Raw genomic sequence first — 25,220 nt, forward strand, 5'->3', positions numbered from 1 at the left:
GGTTCTGAAACCACGAACAACCCCATGTGCCACACATGGTGCGGTTGAGAGTTTCATAGTGTTTCGGTGGTCATAGCGTAGGGGAAACGCCCGGTTACATTCCGAACCCGGAAGCTAAGCCTTACAGCGCCGATGGTACTGCAGGGGGGACCCTGTGGGAGAGTAGGACGCCGCCGAACAATTCTTACAAGGGTTGGTCCCTGAACTTCGGTTCAGGGACCAACCCTTTTTTGTTGTCCGTCACTTGACGTTCACGTTGCCTGCCGAGCATCCCGAGTATGGGAATCGCTGCACTGCTCAGGGCGGCCGGCATAGGAGCCGGCGACGAGGTCGTCGTACCGGCCTTCGGCAACGTGGAGGTCGCGCGGGCCGTGATGCTCGCGGGCGCGCTGCCCGTGTTCGCCGACATAGACCCGGCGACGTACTGTCTCGACCCCTCCGCGGTCGGCGCGGCGCTGACTCCCCGCACCGCTGCGGTCGTTGCCGTCCACCGCTTCGGACACCCCGCCGATCTGGGGCAGTTGCGCGCCCTCGGACAACGGCGCGGTCTTCTGGTGCTGGAGCACGCCGAGTTGGACGCCTCCCGCGACGAGACCGCGCGGCGGCGGGAGCGGGCCGCGTATCTCGACGTACGGCTGCGGGGTGTGCGGACGCCCGGGGGAGGCGCCGGCCACAGCTACCAGCAGTACGTCGTCCGCGTACCCGGGAACGGGCGGCCCGACCGGGACGCCTTCGCACGTGCCGTACGGGCCAAGGGAGTTGCCTGCCGGATACCCGTGCCGACGCCCACGCACCGGCTGCCCGAGCTCCGGCGTGACGTGTCGCTGCCGGAGACCGAGCGGGCCGCCGACGAGACGCTCGCCCTGCCCGTCGACGGCTCCCTGACGAAGCGGGACATGCAGCGGACCGCGTCCGTGTGCAATGCGCTGGGAGGACTGCTCGCGCCGGCCCTCTGAGCCTGGTTGGGAGCACGGCTCCGTTCGGGGTATGATCTATTCCGTTGCCGCGAGGGAAACCGAAGCGACAACAGGCCCCTATAGCTCAGTCGGCAGAGCGTCTCCATGGTAAGGAGAAGGTCAACGGTTCGATTCCGTTTGGGGGCTCAAAGCCAAAAGGCCCCGCCCACTCGGGCGGGGCTTTTCGCATGCCCGGGCGCGGGCCGGGCGTCAGTCCTGCTGAAGGCCCGGCACGCGCATCGCGAGAATCGCCATGTCGTCCGACGGGGCGTCCGAGGCGAAGCGTTCCACCGCGCGCATGATGCGGGCCGCGACCGCGCCGGCCGTCAGACCCGTACACGTCGTCAGAACCTCGGCGAGACCGTCGTCGCCCAGCATCCTGGAGCCCTCACGGCGCTCCGTGACGCCGTCCGTGACGCACAGCAGGACGTCGCCCGGGTCGAGGGTCACCCTCTGCTCGTAGAGCTCCAGGTCCTCCAGGACGCCGAGCAGCGGCTGCGGTTCGGCTGCCGGTTCGACCGTGCCGTCCTGGCGGAGGCGCAGCGGCAGGGGATGGCCCGCGCAGACCACCTTCAGTTCCGCGCTGCCGTCCTCCTGCGGGCGCATCTCGCCGTACAGGAGCGTGAGGAAGCGACTGCGCTCGCCCTCGTCGAGGATCGCGGAGTTCAGGCGCTCCAGGACCGACGGGCCGCTCAGGCCCTCGCGCGCGAGGAGACGCAGCGCGTGCCGGGCGAGGCCGGTGACGGCCGCCGCGTTCGGGCCCGTGCCGCAGACGTCGCCGATGGCGAAGCCGTAGGCGCCGTCGCTGATCGGGAAGAGGTCGTAGAAGTCGCCGCCGACCTCGTTGCCCTCGCCGGCCGCGCGGTAGATGACCTCGACCTCGACGCCGTCGATCTGCGGCAGCTCCGGCGGCAGCAGACTGCGCTGGAGGGACTGGCTGATGGCCGTGCGCTCCGAGTACAGGCGGGCGTTGTCCAGGGCCAGGGCGGCCCGGCGGGACAGGTCCTCGGCCAGCTCCAGGATCTCCTGGCGGAAGTGCTCGTCGGTGGGCTTGCCGAGCGTCAGCATGCCGATGACGCGGTTGCGGGCCACCAGGGGCAGGACCACCGTCTCGCCGCCGACCGCGGAGGCCGTGGCGAGGGTCGGGCCAATGCCGGTGGTGACATGGCGGGTGGGCCCGCCGCTCAGGCCGAGGCTGCGCATGGACGTGCGCAGGGCGGCCTGGTGAGCGACCTCCGCGGGCGCCGACCAGACGCGGGCGCCGGGCGTGGGTACCGGGTCCGGCGGGGGGATCTTCGACAGCAGGGACTTGATGCCGTCGATGAGCTCCTCGTCCTCGTGCAGGACGTAGGACAGGTCCGGCTCGGAGGACTGGTCGGCGATCGTGTAGACCGCGCACCAGGTGGCGAGGGTCGGGACCGTCATCTGCGCCATCAGCGCCAGCGTCTGGTCCCGGTCGAGGGTGCCGGCCAGCAGGTCGGAGGCCTCGACGAGGAAGCTGAGGGAGCCGCGGCGCAGCCGTTCCAGCTCACCCAGGCGGGCGGACTCGACGGCCAGGGCGATGCGGTCAGCGGCGAACTGGAGGCGCAGCGCCTCCTCGTTGGAATAGCGGCCGGGCGCCTCCGCGGCGACCCCGAGGGAGCCGGTGAGACGGCCCTCGACCTTGAGGGGCACGGTGACGACCGAGCGCATCCCCGTGCCGTTGAGGAGCGGGACGGCGCCGGGGACGGCCGTGAGGTCCTCGTGGACGGCCGGCATGCGGGCGGAGCCGTAGCGGCCGGGGCCGCCCTCCACGGGGACGCGTGCGAAGCGCTGGCGGGCCGAGGGCAGGCCGGTGGAGGCGCGGACCTCCAGCTCCGTCTCGTCGTCGGTGGCGAGCAGCAGGAAGGCGGAGTCGCCGTCGAGCATGTCGCGGGCGCGCTCCACGGTGCGCTGCAGCAGGCCGTCGAGGTCGTCGGGGGCGGGGGAGCCGATGAAGACCTCGAACGGGTCGGCGCTCGGGCCCTCGGAGCCGCTCGGGGCATCGGTGGCGGGCGCCCGGAGCGGGGTCTGCAGAACCGCCCGTTCGTGGTCGCGTACCAGGAGACACACCGTTGACGGCTCGCCGTCGGTGTCGCGGACGCGCAGATGGGAGGCGTACACCGGGATGACGCGGCCGTGGGCGCCGCGGATGCCGTACGAGCCCTCCCAGCGGGACAGCTGGAGGGCGTCGGCGATGCCCGTGCCGGTGCCGGGGGTGTGCGGCCAGGCGGCGAGGTCGGTGAGGGGCTTGCCGGTGACCTGCTCCGCGCTGTAGCCGAACAGCTCCTCCGCGTCCTCGTTCCAGGCGGTGATGGAGCCGGAGCGGTCGATCTGGACGACGGCGACGCGGACCCGGGTGTCCGCGAGGGGCAGCAGGTGGGAGGGAAGGGCGGGACCGGCGGTGCGGGTGCCGACCGGGCGCTCGGGGAGGTCGAGCTGGAACCAGACGGTCTTGTGAGTGGGCGTGTAGTCGACGCCCCAGTGGCCGGCCAGGGCCGCGCAGAGCTGGAGGCCGCGGCCGCCCTCGCGGTCGGGGCTGCCCATGTCGACGGGGGAGCCCTGGAGGGGGATCTCACGCTCGGGATACCGGTCGGCCACCTCGATCCGGACGCCGTCCTCGCTGCGCAGACAGAGCAGGTCGGCGGAGGTGCCGGCGTGCACGACGGCGTTGGTCACCAGCTCGCTGGTCAGCACCACGGCGTCGTCGACGATGTCGCCGAAGCCCCAGCCCTGGAGGGTGTCACGGACAAAGGAACGGGCGCTCGCGACGGATCGTCCGACGGGCTCGAAGCTGGCGGCCGCGCGCGCGGTGATCACAGAACTCCTCGACCGGTTCTCGACGGGCATGGCTCCCTGGCCGGCCGGCTCGTGCCGCTGGTGCGGCAGGCCGTCCGTCGGCCGTGGGTCGTCCGGGGGCTGTTCCCCCGGGATCAGTCCGGTGGTCATGTTGTGCGGCCGCCCCTCCGATGCCCGCTCGTTCTCGTGCCACCGCCCAGGCCGGACGCGCCGGCGTGGCTGGACAGCCGCATGCAAGGTTACTTACCTTCGCGGTCCGAGCGGATGCCGGTCTGCAGTGTTTCCGTCCGAGGTGTTCGCCGTCCGGCGGGTGTGCGGACGATGTGCGAAGCTGCCGAACTGTTATGGCCTGGTTCCGCGGGGGTGAAACACTGGGCAGGCTTAGGGAAGGTCCGGGCAGGCAGTGTGGCGCCGGGGCCGGGTGGGCAGCAGCCCCCTGGCGGTGCCTCGGAACGTCGGGCAGGGCATCTCGGTCCAACAGGAACAGCAATCAGAAGCAACGGGAGCACCCTGGACGGTGTGACCGGGCACAGCGGTAACGGTCGACCCCTGCGGGAGGGACACAGTGGAGTCTGGCGCAGCGACGCGGAGCACGAAGACGACGCGCGCGAAAGGCGGACAGTCCCTGAGCAAGGCGGGGAAGGCCCGGGGCGGCACCGTGACGGTGGAGGCGGCGTCGATGAACCGCCTGCTGGGCGCCCTGGTGGCGATGCGGGACGGGAACTTCCGTAAACGCCTCACGGTGACCGGCGACGGTGTGATGGCGGAGATCGCCGCCGTCTTCAACGAGGTCGCCGACCGGAACCTGCACCTCACGGGCGAGCTGGCGCGCGTGCGCCGCATGGTGGGGCGTGAGGGAAAGCTCACGGAGCGGCTGGAGACGGGGCCCTCGGAGGGCTCCTGGGCGGCCGCGATCGACCATTCCAACGCCCTGGTGGACGACCTCGTACGGCCGGTCTCCGAGGTGAGCCGGGTGCTGTCGGCGGTGGCGGAGGGTGATCTGTCGCCGCGGATGGAGCTGCGGACGCAGGCGCCGGACGGGGCCGGGCATCCGCTGCGGGGCGAGTTCCTGAAGGTCGCGCGGACCGTGAACAACCTGGTCGACCAGCTGTCGACGTTCACCGACGAGGTCACGCGCGTGGCCAGCGAGGTGGGCACCGAGGGCAAGCTGGGCGGTCAGGCGCAGGTGCGGGGCATGTCCGGGTCCTGGAAGGACCTGACGGACTCCGTGAACACGATGGCGGAGCGGCTGACGGCGCAGGTGCGCGACATCGCGCTGGTGACGACGGCCGTGGCGCGCGGTGACCTGTCCCGCAAGGTCACCGTGCACGTCGAGGGGGAGATGCTGGAGCTGAAGAACACCGTCAACACGATGGTGGACCAGCTCTCCGCGTTCTCCTCGGAGGTGACCCGCGTCGCGCGCGAGGTGGGCACCGAGGGCGCCCTGGGCGGTCAGGCGCAGGTGCCGGGTGTGGACGGTGTGTGGAAGGAGCTCACCGATTCCGTCAACACCATGGCCGGAAACCTCACCGCGCAGGTGCGCGGGATCGCCGAGGTGACGACGGCGGTCGCCAACGGTGACCTGTCGCGGAAGGTGACGGTGCCGGCGCGCGGCGAGGTGGCGCAGCTGGCCGAGACGATCAACCAGATGACCGAGACGCTGCGGATCTTCGCGGACGAGGTCACCCGGGTGGCGAACGAGGTCGGCGCCGAGGGGCGTCTGGGCGGTCAGGCGAACGTGCCGGGCGCCGCGGGCACCTGGAAGGATCTGACGGACTCCGTCAACACGGTGTTCCGGAACCTCACCACCCAGGTGAGGGACATCGCGGCGGTCACCACGGCGGTGGCCAACGGTGACCTGTCGCAGAAGGTCACCGTGGACGTGGCCGGCGAGATGCTGGAGCTGAAGAACACCGTCAACACGATGGTCGACCAGCTCTCCGCGTTCGGCGCCGAGGTGACGCGGGTGGCGCGGGAGATCGGCGTCGAGGGTGAGCTGGGCGGTCAGGCGCAGGTGCCGGGCGCGGCCGGTACGTGGAAGGACCTGACGGACTCCGTCAACACCGCGTTCCGCAACCTGACCGGTCAGGTGCGCAACATCGCCCAGGTGACGACTGCGGTGGCCAACGGCGACCTGTCGCAGAAGGTCACCGTGGACGTCTCCGGCGAGATGCTCCAGCTGAAGAACACCGTCAACACGATGGTGGACCAGCTGTCGAGCTTCGCCGACCAGGTGACGCGGATGGCCCGGGACGTGGGCACGGAAGGCCGGCTGGGCGGTCAGGCGCAGGTGCCCGGGGTGTCCGGCACCTGGAAGGAGCTCACGGACTCCGTGAACTCGATGGCCGGCAACCTGACCTCCCAGGTGCGGAACATCGCCCAGGTGACCACGGCCGTGGCGCGCGGCGACCTGTCGCAGAAGATCGACGTGGACGCGCGCGGGGAGATCCTCGAGCTGAAGAACACCATCAACACGATGGTCGACCAGCTGTCGTCGTTCGCCGACCAGGTGACCCGTGTGGCCCGCGAGGTGGGCACCGAGGGCCGGCTGGGCGGTCAGGCGCAGGTGCCCGGTGTGGCCGGCGTGTGGCGGGACCTGACGGACTCCGTGAACGGCATGGCGTCCAACCTGACCGGCCAGGTGCGCAACATCGCGCAGGTGGCGACGGCGGTGGCGCGCGGTGACCTGTCGCAGAAGATCACCGTGGACGCGCGCGGGGAGATCCTCGAGCTGAAGAACACGCTGAACACGATGGTGGACCAGCTGTCGTCGTTCGCGGAGGAGGTCACCCGGGTGGCCCGCGAGGTGGGCACCGAGGGCATCCTGGGCGGCCAGGCGGAGGTGCAGGGCGTCTCCGGCACCTGGAAGGACCTCACGCAGTCCGTGAACGGCATGGCGAACAACCTGACCCTCCAGGTGCGCAACATCGCCGAGGTCACCACGGCGGTCGCCAAGGGCGACCTGTCGAAGAAGATCACCGTCGACGCCAAGGGCGAGATCCTGGAGCTGGTGACCACCGTCAACACGATGGTGGACCAGCTGTCGTCGTTCGCGGAGCAGGTGACCCGGGTGGCCCGTGAGGTGGGCACCGAGGGCATCCTGGGCGGCCAGGCGCATGTGCCGGGCGTCACGGGCATCTGGAAGGACCTGAGCGACAACGTCAACCTGATGGCGAAGAACCTCACCACCCAGGTGCGGAACATCTCCCAGGTGTCCGCCGCGGTCGCCAACGGCGACCTGACGCGGCAGGTCAGCATCGAGGCGCGCGGCGAGGTGGCGCAGCTCGCCGACACCATCAACACGATGGTGAAGACGCTGAGCGCGTTCGCCGAGCAGGTCACCAAGGTGGCCCGTGAGGTGGGCACGGACGGCATCCTGGGCGGCCAGGCGCATGTGCCGGGCGTGGCGGGCACGTGGAAGGACCTCACCGAGTCGGTGAACCAGATGGCGTCCAACCTGACCGGTCAGGTGCGGAACATCGCCATGGTCACCACGGCCATCGCCAAGGGTGACCTGACGAAGAAGATCGACATCGACGCGCGCGGGGAGATCCTCGAGCTGAAGACGACCATCAACACGATGGTCGACCAGCTGTCGTCGTTCGCCGAGGAGGTCACGCGTGTGGCCCGTGAGGTGGGCACCGAGGGCCAGCTGGGCGGCCAGGCGCGGGTGCGGGACGTGGACGGCACCTGGCGGGACCTGACCGAGTCGGTGAACGAGATGGCCGGGAACCTGACCCGGCAGGTGCGCGCCATCGCACGCGTGGCGACCGCGGTGACCCGCGGCGACCTGAACCTGAAGATCGACGTGGACGCGTCCGGGGAGATCCAGGAGCTCCAGGACTACATCAACAAGATGATCGCCAACCTGCGCGACACCACGATCGCCAACAAGGAGCAGGACTGGCTGAAGGGCAACCTGGCCCGTATCTCGGCGCTGATGCAGGGCCGCCGAGACCTGGAGGACGTCGCCTCGCTGATCATGAGCGAGCTGACGCCGGTGGTGTCCGCGCAGCACGGCGCGTTCTTCCTCGCGATGCCGCTGGTGGACGGCGAGGACCTGAACGCGGCCGACGAGGAGCAGTTCGAGCTGCGGATGCTCGGCTCGTACGGCTACTCGATGGGGTCGATGCCGACGTCGTTCCAGCCCGGTGAGGGGCTGATCGGAACGGCCGCGATGGAGAAGCGCACGATCCTGGTGGACCAGGCGCCCAGCGGCTACCTGAAGATCTCCTCGGGGCTCGGGGAGGCGCCGCCGGCGCAGGTGATCGTGCTGCCGGTGGTGTTCGAGGGGAAGGTGCTCGGCGTCATCGAGCTGGCGTCGTTCACGCCGTTCACGGCGATCCAGAAGGACTTCCTCAACCAGATCGCGGAGATGATCGCGACCAGCGTCAACACCATCTCGGTCAACACCAAGACCGAGCGGCTGCTGGCGCAGTCGCAGGAGCTGACCGAGCAACTCCGGGAGCGTTCGGCGGAGCTGGAGCAGCGGCAGAAGGCCCTTCAGGCGTCCAACGCCGAGCTGGAGGAGAAGGCCGAGCTGCTGGCCCGTCAGAACCGCGACATCGAGGTGAAGAACACCGAGATCGAGGAGGCGCGGCAGGTCCTGGAGGAGCGCGCCGAGCAGCTCGCGGTGTCGATGCGCTACAAGAGCGAGTTCCTCGCGAACATGTCGCACGAGCTGCGTACGCCGCTGAACTCGCTGCTGATTCTGGCCAAGTTGCTCGCGGACAACGCGGAGGGGAACCTCTCGCCGAAGCAGGTGGAGTTCGCCGAGACGATCCACGGCGCCGGGTCGGACCTGCTGCAGCTCATCAACGACATCCTCGACCTGTCGAAGGTCGAGGCGGGCAAGATGGACGTCTCCCCGACGCGCATCGCGCTGGTGCAGCTCGTGGACTACGTGGAGGCCACGTTCCGTCCGCTGACCGCGGAGAAGGGCCTGGACCTGTCGGTGCGGATCTCGCCGGAGCTTCCGGCCACCCTGCACACCGACGAGCAGCGGCTGCTGCAGGTGCTGCGGAACCTGCTGTCCAACGCGGTGAAGTTCACCGACTCCGGATCGGTCGAGCTGGTGATCCGGCCCGCCCGGGACGACGTCCCGCAGGCCATCCGGGAGCAGCTGCTGGAGGCCAGTTCGCTGACCGACCCGGACGCGGACCTGATCGCGTTCTCGGTGAGCGACACGGGCATCGGCATCGCGGCCAGCAAGATGCGGGTGATCTTCGAGGCGTTCAAGCAGGCTGACGGCACCACCAGCCGCAAGTACGGCGGCACGGGCCTCGGGCTGTCCATCTCGCGGGAGATCGCGCAGCTGCTCGGCGGTGAGATCCACGCGCAGAGCGAGCCGGGCCGCGGGTCGACGTTCACGCTGTACCTGCCGCTGCACCCGAGCGAGCTGCCGCCCAACGGCTACCAGCAGCCGCCCATGCCGGCGCTGGAGGCCGGTGACCTGGTGGCGTCGGCCGAGCTGCCCGCGCCGGAGGCCGAGACCCCGGCGGAGGTGACCTCGTACCGGGAGGCGCGGAACGGTCCGGCGGCGCTGTTCCGGCGCCGGCGCCGGGTCTCGCTCCAGCAGGACCAGCGGCCCTCCGCGGAGCTGGAGGAGTGGCCGGCCGTGGAGCAGGAGCCGCAGTCGGCGCGCACCCCGCGCAAGGGCATCCGCTTCGGCGGGCAGAAGGTGCTGATCGTCGACGACGACATCCGCAACGTCTTCGCCCTGACCAGCGTCCTCGAGCAGCACGGCCTGTCCGTGCTCTACGCGGAGAACGGCCGCGAGGGCATCGAGGTCCTGGAGCAGCACGACGACGTGGCGGTCGTGCTGATGGACATCATGATGCCCGAGATGGACGGGTACGCGACGACCACCGCGATCCGGCGGATGCCGCAGTTCGCCGGGCTCCCGATCATCGCGCTCACCGCGAAGGCGATGAAGGGCGACCGGGAGAAGGCCATCGAGTCGGGCGCCTCCGACTACGTCACCAAGCCGGTCGACCCCGATCACCTGCTGACGGTGATGGAGCAGTGGATGAGGGGGGAGTGAGACCGGCGGCGGCAGGGCATGCGAAGGTGACGGGGAACTTCCGAGGACGCGCGGGGTTGGCCACGCGTCGAGCGCGAAGTCGTGTAGAAGTGCGGTACACGGGGAACCTTCTGGTCTCCCGCAGCGTTTCCGGTACGTACACAGTGACATCGCGGTGACAGGGTGTGGCGACGAGCGGGGTGCGGCTACGATGACCGGCACAAGGACGGGCGGCGCAAGGGAGTCGTCCCCTGGGGCGGCACCCGCGGGTGCTGTGCCAGGTCCTGCGGACAGGGAGGGCCCCAAGCCGGGGCGAGGAGGGCGGGCCATGGTGCAGAAGGCCAAGATCCTCCTGGTCGATGACCGGCCGGAGAATCTGCTGGCGCTCGAGGCGATCCTCTCGGCGCTCGATCAGACGCTGGTGCGGGCATCGTCCGGGGAGGAAGCGCTCAAAGCACTGCTCACGGACGATTTCGCGGTCATTCTGCTGGACGTCCAGATGCCGGGCATGGACGGTTTCGAGACCGCCGCCCACATCAAGCGGCGGGAGCGGACCCGGGACATCCCGATCATCTTCCTCACCGCGATCAACCACGGCCCGCACCACACCTTCCGGGGGTACGCGGCGGGCGCGGTGGACTACATCTCCAAGCCGTTCGACCCGTGGGTGCTGCGCGCGAAGGTCTCGGTCTTCGTCGAGCTGTACATGAAGAACTGCCAGCTGCGGGAGCAGGCGTCGCTGCTGCGGCTCCAGCTCGAGGGCAGCGAGAAGGACTCGGGGGAGTCGAAGGAGTCCGCGGGGCTGCTCGCCGAGCTGTCGGCGCGGCTCGCCGCCGTCGAGGAGCAGGCCGAGGCGCTCACCAAGCAGCTGAACGACGAGTCGACGGACGCGGCCGCGGTCGCCACGGCGGCCCATCTGGAGCGCAAGCTCACGGGATTGCGGCGGGCGCTGGACGCCCTGGATCCCGGTACGGGAAGCCCGCCGTCGGTGTCCTCGCAGAACTGACCCCGCCCGCGCGGGCCTTGCTCGCGTCCGGGGGCGGTCCTCTTCCTGAGGGGCCGTCAACTCCGTGCCTCCGGGGCACCACGCGTCAGTTTCGCGCCGCGAAGTGGGCGACACGAACGGGTGAAGCATCCGCCACGCGTGTCACTCGCCGTCTCCCCCGGTAACCTCACACCATGGCCTCACGTCCCTCCGCAGCCAAGAAGCCGCCCGCGAAGAAGGCGGCCGCTTCCGCGAAGGCTCCGGCGAAGAAGGCCGCCGCCAAGAAAGCCCCGGCGAAGAAGGCGCCCGCCCGGAAGGCTCCGGCGAAGAAGCCCGCCCCCGCGCCGGCCCCGAATCCGACCAGTGCCGTCTACCGGCTCGTGCGCGCCCTGTGGCTGGGGCTGGCGCACGCCGTCGGCGCGGTGTTCCGCGGCATAGGGCAGGGCGCCAAGAACCTCGACCCGGCCCACCGCAAGGACGGCCTCGCGCTGCTGCTGCTCGGCATCGCGCTGATCGTCGCCGCCGGTACCTGGGCCGACCTCAAGGGCCCCGTCGGCGACCTGGTGGAGATCCTGGTCACCGGCGCGTTCGGCCGGCTCGACCTGCTGGTGCCGATCCTCGTCGCCGTCGTCGCCGTGCGGTTCATCCGGCATCCCGAGAAGCCCGAGGCCAACGGGCGGATCGTCATCGGTCTGTCCGCGCTGGTCATCGGCGTCCTGGGCCAGATCCACATCGCGTGCGGCTCGCCCGCCCGCGCCGACGGCATGCAGGCCATAAGGGACGCCGGCGGTCTCATCGGCTGGGGCGCGGCCGCCCCGCTGTCGTCCACCATGACCGACGTCCTGGCCGTGCCCCTGCTGGTGCTGCTCACGGTCTTCGGCCTGCTGGTGGTCACGGCCACCCCGGTGAACGCCATCCCGCAGCGGCTTCGGCAGCTCGGCATGCGGCTGGGGCTGGTGCACGAGCCGGAGCCGGACGAGTTCGGCGAGGACGACGAGCGCTACGAGGAGCAGTGGCGCGAGGCGCTGCCCCGGAGCCGCCGCGGGCGCCGCCCCGCGTCCCAGGAGTACGACCCGGAGAGCGCGGAGGAGGAGGCGCTGTCCCGGCGTCAGCGCCGCCCGCGCCGCTCCGCCGTGCCGCAGCCCGACGCCAACCGGCCGATGGACGCCGTGGACGTGGCCGCCGCCGCGGCCGCCGCGCTCGACGGCGCCGTGCTGCACGGCATGCCGCCCTCCCCGGTCGTCGCCGACCTCACCCAGGGCGTCAGCACCGGTGACTACGAGCCGACCACCCCGACGCCGGTCCCGTCCGCGCGCCCCCAGCAGGACGCGCCGAAGAAGGGCAGGTCCAAGCGGGACGCGCCCGCGCAGGAGGAGGGGACCGAGCAGCGGGAGCGGCCGCCCGCGGGCGTGCTCGACATGACCAAGGCGCCGCCGCGCGAACCCCGCGACCTGCCGCCGCGCGCCGAGCAGTTGCAGCTCTCCGGGGACATCACGTACTCCCTGCCCTCGCTCGAGCTGCTGCACCGCGGCGGTCCGGGCAAGGCGCGCAGCGCCGCCAACGACGCCATAGTGGAGGCGCTGCGGAAGGTGTTCACCGAGTTCAAGGTGGACGCCGACGTCACCGGCTTCACCCGCGGCCCGACGGTCACCCGGTATGTCGTCGAACTCGGCCCTGCCGTCAAGGTCGAGCGGGTCACCGCGCTCACCAAGAACATCGCGTACGCCGTCGCCAGTCCGGACGTGCGGATCATCAGCCCGATCCCCGGCAAGTCCGCGGTGGGCATCGAGATCCCCAACACCGACCGGGAGATGGTGAACCTCGGCGACGTGCTGCGGCTCGCGGAGTCCGCCGAGGACGACGACCCGATGCTGGTCGCCTTCGGCAAGGACGTCGAGGGCGGCTACGTCATGAGCTCGCTGGCGAAGATGCCGCACATGCTGGTCGCCGGCGCCACCGGTTCCGGCAAGTCGTCCTGCATCAACTGCCTGATCACGTCGATCATGATGCGGGCGACCCCGGAGGACGTCCGGATGATCCTGGTCGACCCCAAGCGCGTCGAGCTGACCGCGTACGAGGGCATCCCGCACCTGATCACGCCGATCATCACCAACCCCAAGCGGGCCGCAGAGGCGCTCCAGTGGGTCGTGCGCGAGATGGACCTGCGCTACGACGACCTGGCCGCCTACGGCTACCGGCACATCGACGACTTCAATCGCGCGGTGCGCGAGGGCAAGGTCAAGCCGCCCGAGGGCAGCGAGCGCGAGCTCCAGCCCTACCCGTACCTGCTGGTGATCGTGGACGAGCTGGCCGACCTCATGATGGTCGCCCCGCGCGACGTCGAGGACGCCATCGTGCGCATCACGCAGCTCGCGCGCGCGGCCGGCATCCACCTGGTGCTGGCCACCCAGCGGCCCTCGGTCGACGTCGTCACCGGTCTGATCAAGGCGAACGTGCCGTCCCGGCTCGCCTTCGCCACGTCCTCGCTCGCCGACTCGCGGGTCATCCTCGACCAGCCCGGCGCGGAGAAGCTCATCGGCAAGGGCGACGGGCTGTTCCTGCCCATGGGCGCGAACAAGCCCACGCGTATGCAGGGCGCCTTCGTGACCGAGGAGGAGGTCGCGGCCGTCGTCCAGCACTGCAAGGACCAGATGGCGCCCGTCTTCCGGGACGACGTCGTCGTCGGCACCAAACAGAAGAAGGAGATCGACGAGGACATCGGCGACGACCTCGACCTGCTGTGCCAGGCGGCCGAGCTGGTCGTCTCCACCCAGTTCGGATCCACGTCGATGCTCCAGCGCAAGCTGCGCGTCGGCTTCGCCAAGGCGGGCCGGCTGATGGACCTCATGGAGTCCCGTAACATCGTCGGACCGAGCGAAGGTTCGAAGGCTCGTGACGTTCTTGTGAAGCCTGATGAGCTGGACGGCGTGCTCGCGCTGATCCGCGGGGAGTCTGAAGGGTAGACGGCGGGAACACGGTCGTCGCGCCGGGACGTCCGGCCGGGTGATCGTGACCCTTCCGTAAGCGATCAACGAGCAACCGTTTCCCGTCGGCATACGTCAAGTTGAACGAAGTGTCGGACAGCAGGACGACCATCGGAATGTCGGGCCATTCCGATGGCGTACAAAGTACGAACGCCCGGTTGCCCCACCCCTTCGTACCCCACCTAGACTGAACCTCCAGCACAGGCGGCTACACGCTCGAAAGGCGCCCCCGTGTCCATCGGCAACTCCCCTGAAGACGAGCGTCCGTTCGAAGACGTTTCCGAGGAAGACCGCCCTTCCGTCTCGGTCGGCCGTGCGCTGCAGCAGGCGCGCATCGCCGCCGGGCTCACCGTCGACGACGTCAGTAGCGCCACCCGCGTCCGCATCGGCATCGTCCACGCCATCGAGCGCGACGACTTCGCGCCCTGCGGCGGCGACGTGTACGCGCGCGGGCACATCCGTACGCTGGCCAAGCATGTGAAGCTCGACCCGGCCCCGCTGCTCGCCCAGTACGACGCCCAGAACGGCGGCAGCCGCCCGGCGCCCACCCCGGCCGCGCCCCTGTTCGAGGCGGAGCGCATCCGCCCGGAGCGGCGCGGGCCCAACTGGACCGCCGCCATGGTCGCCGCGATCGTGGTCGTGATCGGCTTCGTCGGCTTCACGATGGTCAGCGGCGGCGACGACGGCGAGGCGACCGTCGCCGGCGACACCGAGCCGACCGCGTCGCCCACGCCCAGCCCCACCACCAAGACCGCCAAGCCCGTCGTGCCCGCGCCGGATCCGTCCGACAGCGCCATCGCCGCGGCCCCGCAGGACAAGGTGACCGTCAAGGTCGTCGCCGCCGACGGACCCAGCTGGATCTCCGCCAAGGACCACAACGGCAAGACGCTCTTCGCCGAGCTGCTCAAGAAGGGCGAGGACAAGACCTTCCAGGACAACTCCAAGATCGACCTGGTCCTCGGTGACGCCGGCGCCCTCGACCTGTTCGTGAACGGGAAGAAGATCGAGGAGGACTGGGGGCCGGGCACCGTGGAGCGCCTCACCTACACCAAGGGCGACCCCCAGGCCGGGTGACCGGCTCCACCGCACAAGCTCACCACGGGGTTGGCCGGGTCCGGCCAACCCCGTCGACATGGGGCGTCGCCGGGACGAAGTAGTCTTGAGCCCATGCCTGAACGCCGTACCGTCGCACTGGTCACCCTTGGCTGCGCCCGTAACGAGGTGGACTCGGAGGAGCTCGCAGGCCGTTTGGAGGCGGACGGCTGGCAGCTCGTCGAGGACGCCGAGGACGCGGACGTCGCCGTCGTCAACACCTGTGGATTCGTCGAGGCCGCGAAGAAGGACTCCGTCGACGCCCTCCTTGAGGCCAACGACCTCAAGGGACACGGGAGAACCCAGGCCGTCGTCGCCGTCGGCTGCATGGCCGAGCGGTACGGCAAGGAGCTCGCCGAAGCCCTTCCCGAGGCCGACGGCGTGCTCGGCTTCGACGACTACGCGGACATCTCCGACCGTCTGCAGACCATCCTGAACGGCGGCATCCACGCCGCCCACACCCCGCGCGACCGGCGCAAGCTGCTGCCCATCAGCCCGGCCGAGCGGCAGGAGTCCGCCACCGCGGTCGCGCTGCCCGGGCACGGCCCGGTCGACCTGCCCGACGGCCTCGCCCCCGCCTCGGGCCCCCGCGCACCCCTGCGCCGCCGCCTGGACGGCTCCCCCGTCGCCTCGGTGAAGCTGGCCTCCGGCTGCGACCGGCGCTGCTCCTTCTGCGCCATCCCCTCCTTCCGCGGCTCCTTCATCTCCCGCCGCCCCAGCGACGTCCTCAACGAGACGCGGTGGCTGGCCGAGCAGGGCGTCAAGGAGATCATGCTGGTCTCCGAGAACAACACCTCCTACGGCAAGGACCTCGGCGACATCCGCCTCCTGGAGTCCCTGCTGCCCGAACTGGCCGAGGTCGACGGCCTGGAGCGGGTGCGCGTCAGCTACCTCCAGCCGGCCGAGATGCGCCCCGGCCTGATCGACGTGCTGACCTCGACCCCCAAGGTCGCCCCCTACTTCGACCTCTCCTTCCAGCACTCCGCGCCCGACGTGCTGCGCGCCATGCGCCGCTTCGGCGACACCGACCGCTTCCTGGAACTGCTCGACACCATCCGGAGCAAGGCGCCCCAGGCCGGCGTGCGCTCCAACTTCATCGTCGGCTTCCCCGGCGAGACCGCGGCCGACCTCGCCGAGCTGGAGCGGTTCCTGAACCACGCCCGGCTCGACGCCATCGGCGTCTTCGGCTACTCCGACGAGGAGGGCACCGAAGCCGCCGGCTACGACGGCAAGCTGGACGAGGACGTGGTCGCCGAGCGGCTGGCCCGCGTCTCCCGGCTGGCCGAGGAACTCGTCTCGCAGCGCGCCGAGGAGCGGGTGGGCGAGACCGTGCACGTCCTGGTGGAGTCCGTCGACGAGGAGGAGGGCGTGTACGGCCGTGCCGCGCACCAGGCTCCCGAGACGGACGGCCAGGTGCTGCTCACGAGCGGCGAGGGACTGAGTGTCGGCCGTATGGTCGAGGCGAAGGTGGTCGGCACGGAAGGTGTCGACCTGGTGGCCGAGCCGCTCTTCGAGGGCTCGCCCGCGCGCACCGAGGAGGCGGGCAGATGACGGGTGTCCCGGCATCGGCGGCAGGTGGCCCCTCCGGCGCGAGGAGGGCGAAGGGCCCCGCGTCCGGGGGCCTGACACCGGCGTCCGGCCGCGCGCTCGCGCGGGAAGCCAGGGACACGGCTCCGGGCGGCTCCGGGGAAGGGCGGGCACGGCGTGAGGCGCCGAGCCCCGAGGAGGTCCACCCGCGGTCCTCGGACAGCACCGAGGCTGCGGAGGCGCAGGGCTCCACGCGTGCCCCGCGCGGCGGCAAGATCGCGGCGGCGGCCGTCGACCAGGCCAGCGTCTGGAACATCGCCAACCTGCTGACCATGCTCCGGCTGCTGCTCGTGCCGGCGTTCGTCATGCTGATGCTGGCCGACGGCGGCTACGACCCGGCCTGGCGCTCGCTCGCCTGGGCGGCCTTCGCCATCGCCATGATCACCGACCTGTTCGACGGTCATCTGGCGCGCACCTACAACCTGGTCACCGACTTCGGGAAGATCGCCGACCCCATCGCCGACAAGGCCATCATGGGTGCGGCGCTGATCTGTCTGTCCGCGCTGGGTGACCTGCCGTGGTGGGTCACGGGCGTCATCCTCGGCCGGGAACTGGGGATCACGCTGCTGCGTTTCCTCGTCATCCGTTACGGGGTGATCCCGGCCAGCCGGGGCGGCAAGCTGAAGACCCTCACCCAGGGCGTCGCCGTCGGCATGTACGTGCTGGCGCTGACCGGGTGGCTGGCGACGCTGCGGTGGTGGGTGATGGCCGCGGCGGTGGTGCTGACCGTGGCGACCGGACTCGACTATGTGAAACAGGCCATTGTGCTCCGCAGGCAGGGAATCGCCGAGCGCAAGGCGGCGTTGGAGGAGATGGAAGAGTGAGTTCAACGGCCACCGAGGTGGTGCGACTACTCACCGTGAACGGCGGGACGCTCGCGGTCGCCGAGTCGCTGACCGGTGGCCTGGTGGCGGCGGAGATCACTTCCGTCCCCGGGGCGTCCAAGGTCTTCAGGGGCTCGGTGACGGCTTACGCCACCGAACTCAAGCACCGGCTGCTGGGCGTGGACGCCACTCTGCTGGCCCAGCGCGGAGCGGTGGATCCGCAGGTGGCGGCCCAGATGGCGGCCGGGGTGCGCAAGGCGCTCGGCGCCGACTGGGGCATCGCCACCACCGGGGTGGCCGGCCCCGACCCTCAGGACGGACAGGCCGTCGGCACGGTGTACGTGGCCGTGGACGGCCCCTCCACGGACGGCGACGGTTCCGCCCCTGGCGGAAAAGTGCGCCATCTGCGGTTGAACGGCGACCGCGCGGAAATTCGTATGGAGAGTGTACGGAGCGTACTCGCACTGCTCCTCGCGGAGCTTGCGGGCGAACAGACCGGGAATGAGCGGGCACAGGATACGGAACGGAACGGGGGGTTTTGATGTTTGCAGCCCAGAGTGAACACGACATCGCTCCCCGCACGGCCGCGGCGCGAGGCGGTACGGTGGGGCGAGAAGGATGCGGCTACGCGGTCCGAGGAGGGAGCCACCGATGATTCTGCTCCGTCGCCTGCTGGGTGACGTGCTGCGTCGGCAGCGCCAGCGCCAGGGCCGTACTCTGCGCGAAGTCTCCTCGTCCGCCCGAGTTTCGCTCGGCTATCTCTCCGAGGTGGAGCGGGGGCAGAAGGAGGCGTCCTCCGAGCTGCTCTCCGCGATCTGCGACGCGTTGGACGTACGGATGTCCGAGCTCATGCGGGAGGTGAGCGACGAACTCGCTCTCGCCGAGCTGGCCCAGTCTGCTGCAGCGACCCCCAGCGAGCCCGTACCCACGCCGGTTCGGCCGATGCTGGGTTCCGTGTCGGTGACCGGTGTGCCACCGGAACGGGTGACCATCAAGGCGCCCGCCGAGGCGGTGGACGTCGTCGCCGCCTGAGCCCGGTGTCCGGCGCCCGCGCGGTGTTGAAGGTGTGAGATGCCCCGGTGAGGGCTCCTCCGGAAGATCCCGGAGGGGTGCCGCCGGGGTTTTCGCATGCCCGGACGGACATGGGGGAGCGGGGCGGGGCTGCGTTTGCCGGTGCGGCGACGGGCCGTCATCGTGGTTACGGAGGCGGGGGAACAGCCACGGAGGTGCGGATGTACGTCGTGAAGAGCCCGTTGTCCGACGAGAACCTGAAGACCGTTTCTGAGGCGCTGCAGGGCGCACTGGTCGATCTCATCGACCTTTCCCTGGTGGCCAAGCAGATCCACTGGAACGTGGTCGGACCGCGCTTCCGCTCCGTCCATCTCCAGCTCGACGAGGTCGTGTCCACCGCGCGCACCCACTCCGACACCGTGGCCGAGCGCGCCGCGGCGCTGGGCGTCTCGCCCGACGGGCGGGCCGCGACCGTGGCTGTGGGCAGCGGCATCGGCGTCACGCCCGAGGGCTGGGTGGACGACGCGGCGGCGGTGAGCGCGCTGGTGGACGCGCTGGGCGCGGTCATCGCGCGTATGCGGGAGCGGATCGCGGCGACCGAGGAGCCCGACCCGGTGACGCAGGACATCATCATCACGATCACCGCGGACCTCGAGAAGCACCACTGGATGTTCCAGGCCGCGAACGGGTGACCCGGCCGCGGGACCCGGCCCTTGCGCGGAGGAAGCGGCCCGCGGTGTGCCGGTGGGCCGTCGCCGTGGCGTTCACGGTCCTGTGGTGGTGGGCGGCGGCACGGCTGCTGCTCGTGCCCGGCGCCGGCGCCCTGGAGGGCGCGGTCGCGGCCGGCGGATGGGGACTGAGCGTGCTGCCGGTGCACTGTCTGCCCAAGGCGCGGGCGGACGGGGCGCTCGCCGCCGGGCGGTGGCGGCGGGCCTGGAGCGCGGGGCGCTCCCACGGTCGCCCTCGGGGCGGCCCTGTCGGCCAGGGCCCGACCGGCGGATCGAGCGGGTAAAGGAGCGGCGCTTGCAACCCGGGTGAGCGGGGTCTGGCGCGTCCAGCCCCACGCCCGCTCAGGGCAGTGAGAGCGGGCTTGCCATGACCCGTCCCCGGCATGATCCGCCGGCCAGGCCTTAGCGGGCGGGGCCCCGACGGCCTCGTGGCGCCGGGGCGGGGGCCGGTCCCGGCTGGCAGACGGGGCACCAGTACGTCGGGCGTTCGCGAGAGCCGTCGCCCTGTTCGGCCACCCGGATCGGCGTGCCGCAGCGCAGACAGGGGCGGCGGGCGCGGCCGTACACGTAGAGGTCCTGGCCGCGTCGGCCCGTGGTGTTGCGGATCGGACGGTCGCGGTTGAACTCCAGGAGCTTCCTGGCCAGCTCGGGGAGGCTCGCCATGCGGTCGGCGGGCAGCTCGCCGACGGGGAGCCAGGGCGTGACGTTGAGCAGGAAGCACAGCTCGCTCTTGAACACGTTGCCGATGCCCGCGAGGTTCCGCTGGTCCAGCAGGGCCTCGCCGAGTTCGCGGTCGGGGTCCTTGCCCAGGTTGGCCAGCGCGATGTCCGCGTCCCAGTCGGGGCCCAGCAGGTCGGGGCCGAGGTGGCCGACCGCGCGGTCCTCCTCGTCCTCGGTGCGGATCAGCTCCAGCACGGGGAGCCGGTAGCCGACGGCCGTGCGTTCGGCGTTGGCGAGGACGGCGCGGATCTGGTGCGCCGGGCCGCCGTTCCAGCGCTGCCCGGGCTCGAAGATCCGCCATGAGCCGTCCATCCGCAGATGCGAGTGCAGGGTCAGGCCGCCCTCGATGCGGGTCAGCAGGTGCTTGCCGCGCGCGGTGACGTCCAGCACCGAGCGGCCGGTGAGGTCGGACGTGGCGAAGCGGGGCACACGCAGATCGCTGCGGACCAGAACTCTGCCCGCGAGGGCGTCGTGCAGCCGTCGCGCGGCCTGCCAGACCGTGTCTCCTTCGGGCATGCGTCAAGGGTGACACGACCCGGCCGTACACGGTCAGGCGCGCAGCCGCAGCCCCCGCGGCGTCGCGACGAAGCCCGCGGTCTCCAGGAGGGCGCCCAGCGGGGACGTCAGCGCCGGGCTGCCGTTGACGCGCTCCACGGTGACCGTGCCGAGGGAGCCCGCGCGGGCCGCGTTCGCGAGCGCCTCCGCGGCCACCGGCAGCCTCGGGTCGTCGGCCGGGTCGGCTCCGGGATCGGCGGGCCAGGCCAGCACGGTCTTGCCGCCGCGCTCCATGTAGAGCGTCAGCTCGCCGTCCACCAGCACCACCAGGGAACCCGCCTTGCGGCCCGGCTTGTGGCTCGCGCCCTCCGGCGGCTCCGGCCAGCCCAGGGCCGCCCCGTAGGCGTTGGCCGGGTCGGCCGCGGCCAGCACGACGGCCCGGGACCCGCGGTCGGGGCCGGTACGGCGTCCGGCGAACGGGTCGTACGAGGGCCCGCCGCCGTTCTGCCAGGGCTGCTGCGCTCCCTGGGCGGCGAGGTCGCGCGGCGACACGTACTCACCGGGCTTCGAGGGCAGGTACGACATGTCGTCCCGGCCCTGCCCGAGCCCGTACGGGTCCGACTGCCCGCCGGACGGAGCGGGCACGTCCGGGGCCGTGTGCCCCTCCCCGCGCTCCCGGGCGTTGGCCACCGCGCGCAGGCGGTCCACGGCGCCGTCCATCGCGAACTGGGCGGCGCCGAGGCCCTCCACCACGTAGCCGCGACGAGCCTGACCGGTCTCCTCGAAGGCGGACAGCACCCGGTACACGGCGGAGAAGCCGCCCTCGACGCCCTCCGCCGCGACGGCGCCCCGGGTCACCACGCCGTGCCGGTCCAGCAGGGTGCGGGCCAGGGCGTGGGCGCGGACCGTGGTGTCGCCCTCGCGATCGGGCAGCAGCGACCAGCGGCCGGCGACGGTCGGCGGGCCCGTGCGGGAGGCGCTGCGGGCCGCCGCCGTGAGGGAGCCGTAGCGTCCGCGCGGCACCGCGCGCTTGGCGCGATGGGCCGTGGACCCGGCGGTGCGGCCGGAGCCGAGCAGGGCGCGCAGGGGATTGAGGGTGTCGTTGGTGAGCCGCCCGGACCAGGCGAGGTCCCACAGGGCGTCGGCCAGCTGCACGTCGCTCGCCTCGGGGTGAGTGGTGGCGCGCACCTGGTCGGCGATCTGACGGAAGAACAGGCCGTAGCCGCCGGACAGGGCGGCCAGCACCGACTCGTGCAGCGCGGTCGTCTCCAGCGGATGCGGGGGAGGCAGCAGCAAGGGGGCCGCGTCCGCCAGGTACAGCGACACCCAGCCGTCCTTGCCCGGCAGGGAACCCGCGCCCGCCCAGATCACCTCGCCGGACGCGGTCAGCTCGTCGAGCATGGCCGGGGCGTAGTTCGCCACCCGGGACGGCAGCACCAGTTTCTCCAGGGCGGAGGCGGGCACGGACGCGCCCTGGAGCTGCTCGACGGCGCGCAGCAGTCCGTCGATGCCGCGCAGGGAGTGGCCCTTGCCCATGTGCTGCCACTGGGGGAGGAACTGGGCCAGCGCGGCGGGCGGCACCGGCTCCAGCTCGTGCCGCAGCGCCGCCAGGGAACGGCGGCGCAGCCGGCGCAGCACCGCCGCGTCGCACCACTCCTGGCCGATCCCGGCCGGGTGGAACTCGCCCTGCACGACCCTGCCTGCCGCCGCGAGGCGCTGCAGGGCGCCCTCGGTGACGGCCACGCCCAGCCCGAAGCGGGCGGCCGCCGTCGCCGACGTGAACGGGCCGTGCGTGCGCGCGTACCGCGCGAGGAGGTCGCCCAGGGGGTCCTTCACGGGCTCCGTGAACGCCTCGGGCACGCCGACCGGCAGCGCCGTGCCGAGCGCGTCCCGCAGCCGGCCCGCGTCCTCGACGGCCGCCCAGTGGTCCTTGCCCGCGATACGCACCCGGATGGCGCGCCGCGCGGAGGCCAGCTCCTGCGCCCACTGCGGCTCGGCGCCCCGCTCGGCCAGCTCGGCATCGGTGAGCGGACCGAGCATCCGCAGCAGGTCGGCGACGCTCTCCGCGTCCTTTGCGCGCCGGTTCTCGGTGAGCCACTGCAGCTCGCGCTCCAGCTCCGTGAGCACCTCGGCGTCCAGCAGCTCGCGCAGCTCCGCCTGGCCGAGCAGCTCCGCGAGCAGCCGCGAGTCCAGCGACAGGGCGGCCGCACGGCGCTCGGCGAGCGGGGAGTCGCCCTCGTACAGGAACTGGGCGACGTATCCGAAGAGCAGGGAGCGGGCGAACGGGGACGGCTCCGGGGTGGTGACCTCGACGAGCCGCACCTTCCGGGACTCCAGGTCGCCCATCAGCTCGACCAGGCCGGGGACGTCGAACACGTCCTGCAGGCACTCGCGGACCGCCTCGAGGACGATCGGGAACGACCCGAACTCGCCGGCCACCTGGAGCAGCTGGGAGGCGCGCTGACGCTGCTGCCACAGCGGCGTGCGCCGGCCGGGGTTGCGGCGCGGCAGCAGCAGCGCGCGGGCGGCGCACTCACGGAACCGGGAGGCGAACAGCGCCGAGCCGCCGACCTGGTCGGTGACGACCTGGTCGACCTCGCCCTTGTCGAAGACGACGTCGGCGGCGCCCACGGGGGCCTGGTCCGCGTCGTACTCGGCGCCGGCCTTCGACGGCTCCTGGTCGAGCAGGTCCAGGCCCATCAGATCGGCGTCCGGCAGGCGCAGCACGATGCCGTCGTCGGCGTGCATCACCTGGGCGTCCATGCCGTACCGCTCGGACAGGCGGGCGCCGAGCGCGAGCGCCCAGGGGGCGTGCACCTGGGCGCCGAACGGGGAGTGCACGACCACCCGCCAGTCGCCCAGCTCGTCGCGGAACCGCTCCACCACGATCGTGCGGTCGTCCGGGATGTGCCCGCACGCCTCGCGCTGCTCCCTCAGGTACGACAGCACGTTGTCCGCGGCCCAGGCGTCCAGGCCCGCGGCCAGCATCCGCAGCCGGGCGTCCTCGTCGGGCAGCGAGCCCACCTCGCGCAGGAACGCGCCCAGCGCGCGGCCCAGCTCCAGGGGGCGGCCCAGCTGGTCGCCCTTCCAGAACGGCAGCCGGCCCGGCACGCCCGGCGCGGGGGAGACCAGGACCCGGTCGCGCGTGATGTCCTCGATACGCCAGGAGCTGGTGCCGAGCGTGAAGACGTCGCCCACGCGCGACTCGTAGACCATCTCCTCGTCCAGCTCGCCGACCCGGCCCCCGCCCTTCTTGGGGTCGGCGCCCGCCAGGAACACGCCGAACAGACCGCGGTCCGGGATCGTGCCGCCCGAGGTGACGGCCAGGCGCTGGGCTCCCGGGCGGCCGGTGATCTCGCCCGTGACCCGGTCCCACACCACGCGGGGGCGCAGCTCCGCGAAGGCGTCCGACGGATAACGCCCGGCGAGCATGTCCAGCACCGACGTGAACGCGGACTCGGGCAGCGAGGCGAACGGGGCCGCCCGGCGCACCACCGCCAGCAGGTCGTCGAACTGCCAGGTGTCCATCGCCGTCATCGCCACGATCTGCTGCGCCAGGACGTCCAGCGGGTTCGACGGGACGCGCAGGGCCTCGATCTCGCCCGTGCGCATCCGCTCCGTGACGACGGCGGCCTGCACCAGGTCGCCCCGGTACTTCGGGAAGACCACGCCCGTGGACACCGCGCCCACCTGGTGGCCCGCGCGGCCCACGCGCTGGAGGCCGGAGGCCACCGACGGCGGCGACTCGACCTGCACCACCAGGTCGACGGCGCCCATGTCGATGCCCAGCTCCAGGCTGGACGTGGCGACCACCGCGGGCAGCCGGCCCGCCTTCAGGTCCTCCTCCACCTGGGCGCGCTGCTCCTTGGACACCGAGCCGTGGTGCGCCCGCGCGATGACCGCCGGCGCGCCATGGGCGGCCCCGGAGCTGCCCATCAGCTCGGCGGGGGAGTGGTGCTCGTCCAGCGACTCGCCGGTGGCGCGCTCGTAGGCGATCTCGTTGAGCCGGTTGCACAGCCGCTCGGCGAGGCGGCGGGAGTTGGCGAACACGATGGTCGAGCGGTGGCTCTGCACCAGGTCGGCGATCCGCTCCTCGACGTGCGGCCAGATGGAGGGCTTCTCCGCGCCCTCCGAGCTCTCGGAGACGGGCGAGCCGCCCAGTTCGCCGAGGTCCTCGACCGGCACCACCACGGAGAGGTCGAACTCCTTGCCCGACTTCGGCTGCACGATCTCCGTCTTGCGCTGCGGGGACAGGAAGCGGGCCACCTCGTCCACGGGGCGCACCGTCGCCGACAGGCCGATGCGGCGGGCCGGCTTCGGCAGCAGCTCGTCCAGCCGCTCCAGGGACAGCGCCAGATGCGCGCCGCGCTTGGTGCCCGCGACCGCGTGCACCTCGTCGAGGATCACCGTCTCCACGCCCGCCAGCGCGTCGCGCGTGGCGGACGTCAGCATCAGGAACAACGACTCGGGCGTGGTGATCAGGATGTCCGGCGGACGCGTGGCCAGGGCGCGGCGCTCGGCCGGCGGGGTGTCGCCGGAGCGGATGCCGACCTTCACCTCCGGCTCGGGCATCCCCAGGCGCACGGCCTCCTGCCGGATACCGGTCAGCGGGCTGCGCAGATTCCGCTCGACGTCGACGGCGAGGGCCTTCAGCGGTGAGACGTACAGCACACGGCAGCGCTTCTTGGGGTCGGCCGGCGGGGGCGTCGAGGCCAGCTGGTCCAGGGCGGCGAGGAAGGCGGCCAGCGTCTTGCCGGAACCGGTCGGCGCCACCACCAGCACGTCCGAGCCCGCCCCGATGGCCTGCCAGGCCCCGGCCTGGGCGGCCGTGGGCGCGGAGAAGGCCCCCGTGAACCAGCCACGGGTCGCGGGGGAGAAGCCGTCCAGGGCGCGGCGCGGATCGCTGACCATGTTGTCCATCGTGCACCCGGCCACTGACAACCGGGCAGGTCCGGGTGCCGGCGGGGCGGCGTGGCGGCGGGTCCAGGGCGCCGGCGGG

The 25,220-nt window shown here is 71.7% G+C and carries 14 protein-coding genes, 1 tRNA gene and 1 rRNA gene; 13 read left to right on the top strand and 3 right to left on the bottom strand.

What is annotated here, in order from left to right; translation table 11 throughout:
* Window positions 1-62: 62 nt before the first annotated feature.
* The 3 genes from rrf (at window position 63) to AY578_RS24490 (ending at window position 1,103) form a co-directional block, all read left to right on the top strand.
* Window positions 63-179 (top strand): 5S ribosomal RNA (gene rrf, locus AY578_RS24480).
* Window positions 180-278: 99 nt separating this feature from the next.
* The gene (locus AY578_RS24485; RefSeq protein ID WP_258905488.1) at window positions 279-956 is read left to right on the top strand and encodes a DegT/DnrJ/EryC1/StrS family aminotransferase; all 678 of its coding nucleotides are present in this window, start codon (window positions 279-281) and stop codon (window positions 954-956) included.
* A 74-nt stretch (window positions 957-1,030) separates the two neighbouring features.
* Window positions 1,031-1,103: transfer RNA gene (locus AY578_RS24490), tRNA-Thr, on the top strand.
* A 63-nt stretch (window positions 1,104-1,166) separates the two neighbouring features.
* On the opposite strand, the gene AY578_RS24495 is transcribed toward AY578_RS24490, so the two are convergent.
* Window positions 1,167-3,923: a SpoIIE family protein phosphatase gene (locus AY578_RS24495; protein WP_210636838.1), complete on the bottom strand. Its 2,757-nt coding sequence runs from the start codon at window positions 3,921-3,923 to the stop codon at window positions 1,167-1,169.
* Window positions 3,924-4,338: 415 nt separating this feature from the next.
* Here AY578_RS24495 and AY578_RS24500 point away from each other — a divergent pair, with 415 nt between their 5' ends.
* The 10 genes from AY578_RS24500 (at window position 4,339) to AY578_RS24545 (ending at window position 19,290) form a co-directional block, all read left to right on the top strand.
* A complete protein-coding gene (locus AY578_RS24500; RefSeq protein WP_258905489.1) occupies window positions 4,339-9,816 on the top strand; it encodes a HAMP domain-containing protein in 5,478 nt (1,825 codons plus the stop codon).
* A 307-nt stretch (window positions 9,817-10,123) separates the two neighbouring features.
* Window positions 10,124-10,801, top strand: a complete 678-nt coding sequence (locus AY578_RS24505) for a response regulator (protein WP_019526266.1) — start codon at window positions 10,124-10,126, stop codon at window positions 10,799-10,801.
* A gap of 173 nt (window positions 10,802-10,974) precedes the next feature.
* Window positions 10,975-13,743, top strand: a complete 2,769-nt coding sequence (locus AY578_RS24510) for a DNA translocase FtsK (RefSeq protein ID WP_215188190.1) — start codon at window positions 10,975-10,977, stop codon at window positions 13,741-13,743.
* Between the two features lie 252 nt (window positions 13,744-13,995).
* On the top strand, window positions 13,996-14,838 hold the full coding sequence (locus tag AY578_RS24515) for a helix-turn-helix domain-containing protein (RefSeq protein WP_019526268.1): 843 nt from the start codon (window positions 13,996-13,998) through the stop codon (window positions 14,836-14,838).
* Between the two features lie 93 nt (window positions 14,839-14,931).
* Complete coding sequence (gene rimO / locus AY578_RS24520) at window positions 14,932-16,407, top strand: 30S ribosomal protein S12 methylthiotransferase RimO (protein ID WP_161107057.1); 1,476 nt, start codon at window positions 14,932-14,934, stop codon at window positions 16,405-16,407.
* Complete coding sequence (gene pgsA, locus AY578_RS24525; RefSeq protein ID WP_258905498.1) at window positions 16,404-17,267, top strand: CDP-diacylglycerol--glycerol-3-phosphate 3-phosphatidyltransferase; 864 nt, start codon at window positions 16,404-16,406, stop codon at window positions 17,265-17,267. The genes rimO and pgsA overlap by 4 nt, the downstream gene beginning before the upstream one ends.
* A complete protein-coding gene (locus AY578_RS24530) occupies window positions 17,264-17,809 on the top strand; it encodes a CinA family protein (protein ID WP_019526271.1) in 546 nt (181 codons plus the stop codon). Before pgsA ends, AY578_RS24530 begins: the two co-directional genes overlap by 4 nt.
* 109 nt (window positions 17,810-17,918) lie before the next feature.
* Window positions 17,919-18,299: a helix-turn-helix domain-containing protein gene (locus tag AY578_RS24535; RefSeq protein WP_003993396.1), complete on the top strand. Its 381-nt coding sequence runs from the start codon at window positions 17,919-17,921 to the stop codon at window positions 18,297-18,299.
* Window positions 18,300-18,499: 200 nt separating this feature from the next.
* Entirely contained in the window at window positions 18,500-18,970 is a 471-nt protein-coding gene (locus tag AY578_RS24540; protein WP_019526272.1) for a Dps family protein, read from the top strand.
* Window positions 18,971-19,014: 44 nt separating this feature from the next.
* Window positions 19,015-19,290 carry a hypothetical protein gene (locus AY578_RS24545; protein WP_258905505.1) on the top strand — a complete coding sequence of 92 codons (276 nt, stop codon included), beginning with the start codon at window positions 19,015-19,017 and terminating at the stop codon, window positions 19,288-19,290.
* Window positions 19,291-19,408: 118 nt separating this feature from the next.
* Here the strand turns inward: AY578_RS24545 and AY578_RS24550 are convergent, their stop codons facing one another.
* Both AY578_RS24550 and AY578_RS24555 read right to left on the bottom strand, forming a co-directional pair.
* Window positions 19,409-20,242: an Fpg/Nei family DNA glycosylase gene (locus AY578_RS24550; RefSeq protein WP_019526274.1), complete on the bottom strand. Its 834-nt coding sequence runs from the start codon at window positions 20,240-20,242 to the stop codon at window positions 19,409-19,411.
* A 33-nt stretch (window positions 20,243-20,275) separates the two neighbouring features.
* Window positions 20,276-25,132, bottom strand: a complete 4,857-nt coding sequence (locus AY578_RS24555) for an ATP-dependent helicase (protein WP_258905506.1) — start codon at window positions 25,130-25,132, stop codon at window positions 20,276-20,278.
* Window positions 25,133-25,220: the final 88 nt, after the last annotated feature.

The organism is Streptomyces thermocarboxydus (assembly GCF_024760485.1).
Taxonomy (GTDB): Bacteria; Actinomycetota; Actinomycetes; order Streptomycetales; family Streptomycetaceae; genus Streptomyces; species Streptomyces cellulosae.

Excerpts from the sequence above, each read along its gene's own strand:
- AY578_RS24540 (WP_019526272.1), top strand. The coding sequence starts at position 18,500 with ATGTACGTCGTGAAGAGCCCGTTGTCCGACGAGAACCTGAAGACCGTT.
- AY578_RS24495 (WP_210636838.1), bottom strand. The coding sequence starts at position 3,923 with ATGACCACCGGACTGATCCCGGGGGAACAGCCCCCGGACGACCCACGG.
- pgsA (WP_258905498.1), top strand. The coding sequence starts at position 16,404 with ATGACGGGTGTCCCGGCATCGGCGGCAGGTGGCCCCTCCGGCGCGAGG.
- AY578_RS24505 (WP_019526266.1), top strand. The coding sequence starts at position 10,124 with ATGGTGCAGAAGGCCAAGATCCTCCTGGTCGATGACCGGCCGGAGAAT.
- AY578_RS24485 (WP_258905488.1), top strand. The coding sequence starts at position 279 with ATGGGAATCGCTGCACTGCTCAGGGCGGCCGGCATAGGAGCCGGCGAC.
- AY578_RS24550 (WP_019526274.1), bottom strand. The coding sequence starts at position 20,242 with ATGCCCGAAGGAGACACGGTCTGGCAGGCCGCGCGACGGCTGCACGAC.
- AY578_RS24535 (WP_003993396.1), top strand. The coding sequence starts at position 17,919 with ATGATTCTGCTCCGTCGCCTGCTGGGTGACGTGCTGCGTCGGCAGCGC.
- AY578_RS24555 (WP_258905506.1), bottom strand. The coding sequence starts at position 25,132 with ATGGTCAGCGATCCGCGCCGCGCCCTGGACGGCTTCTCCCCCGCGACC.
- rimO (WP_161107057.1), top strand. The coding sequence starts at position 14,932 with ATGCCTGAACGCCGTACCGTCGCACTGGTCACCCTTGGCTGCGCCCGT.
- AY578_RS24510 (WP_215188190.1), top strand. The coding sequence starts at position 10,975 with ATGGCCTCACGTCCCTCCGCAGCCAAGAAGCCGCCCGCGAAGAAGGCG.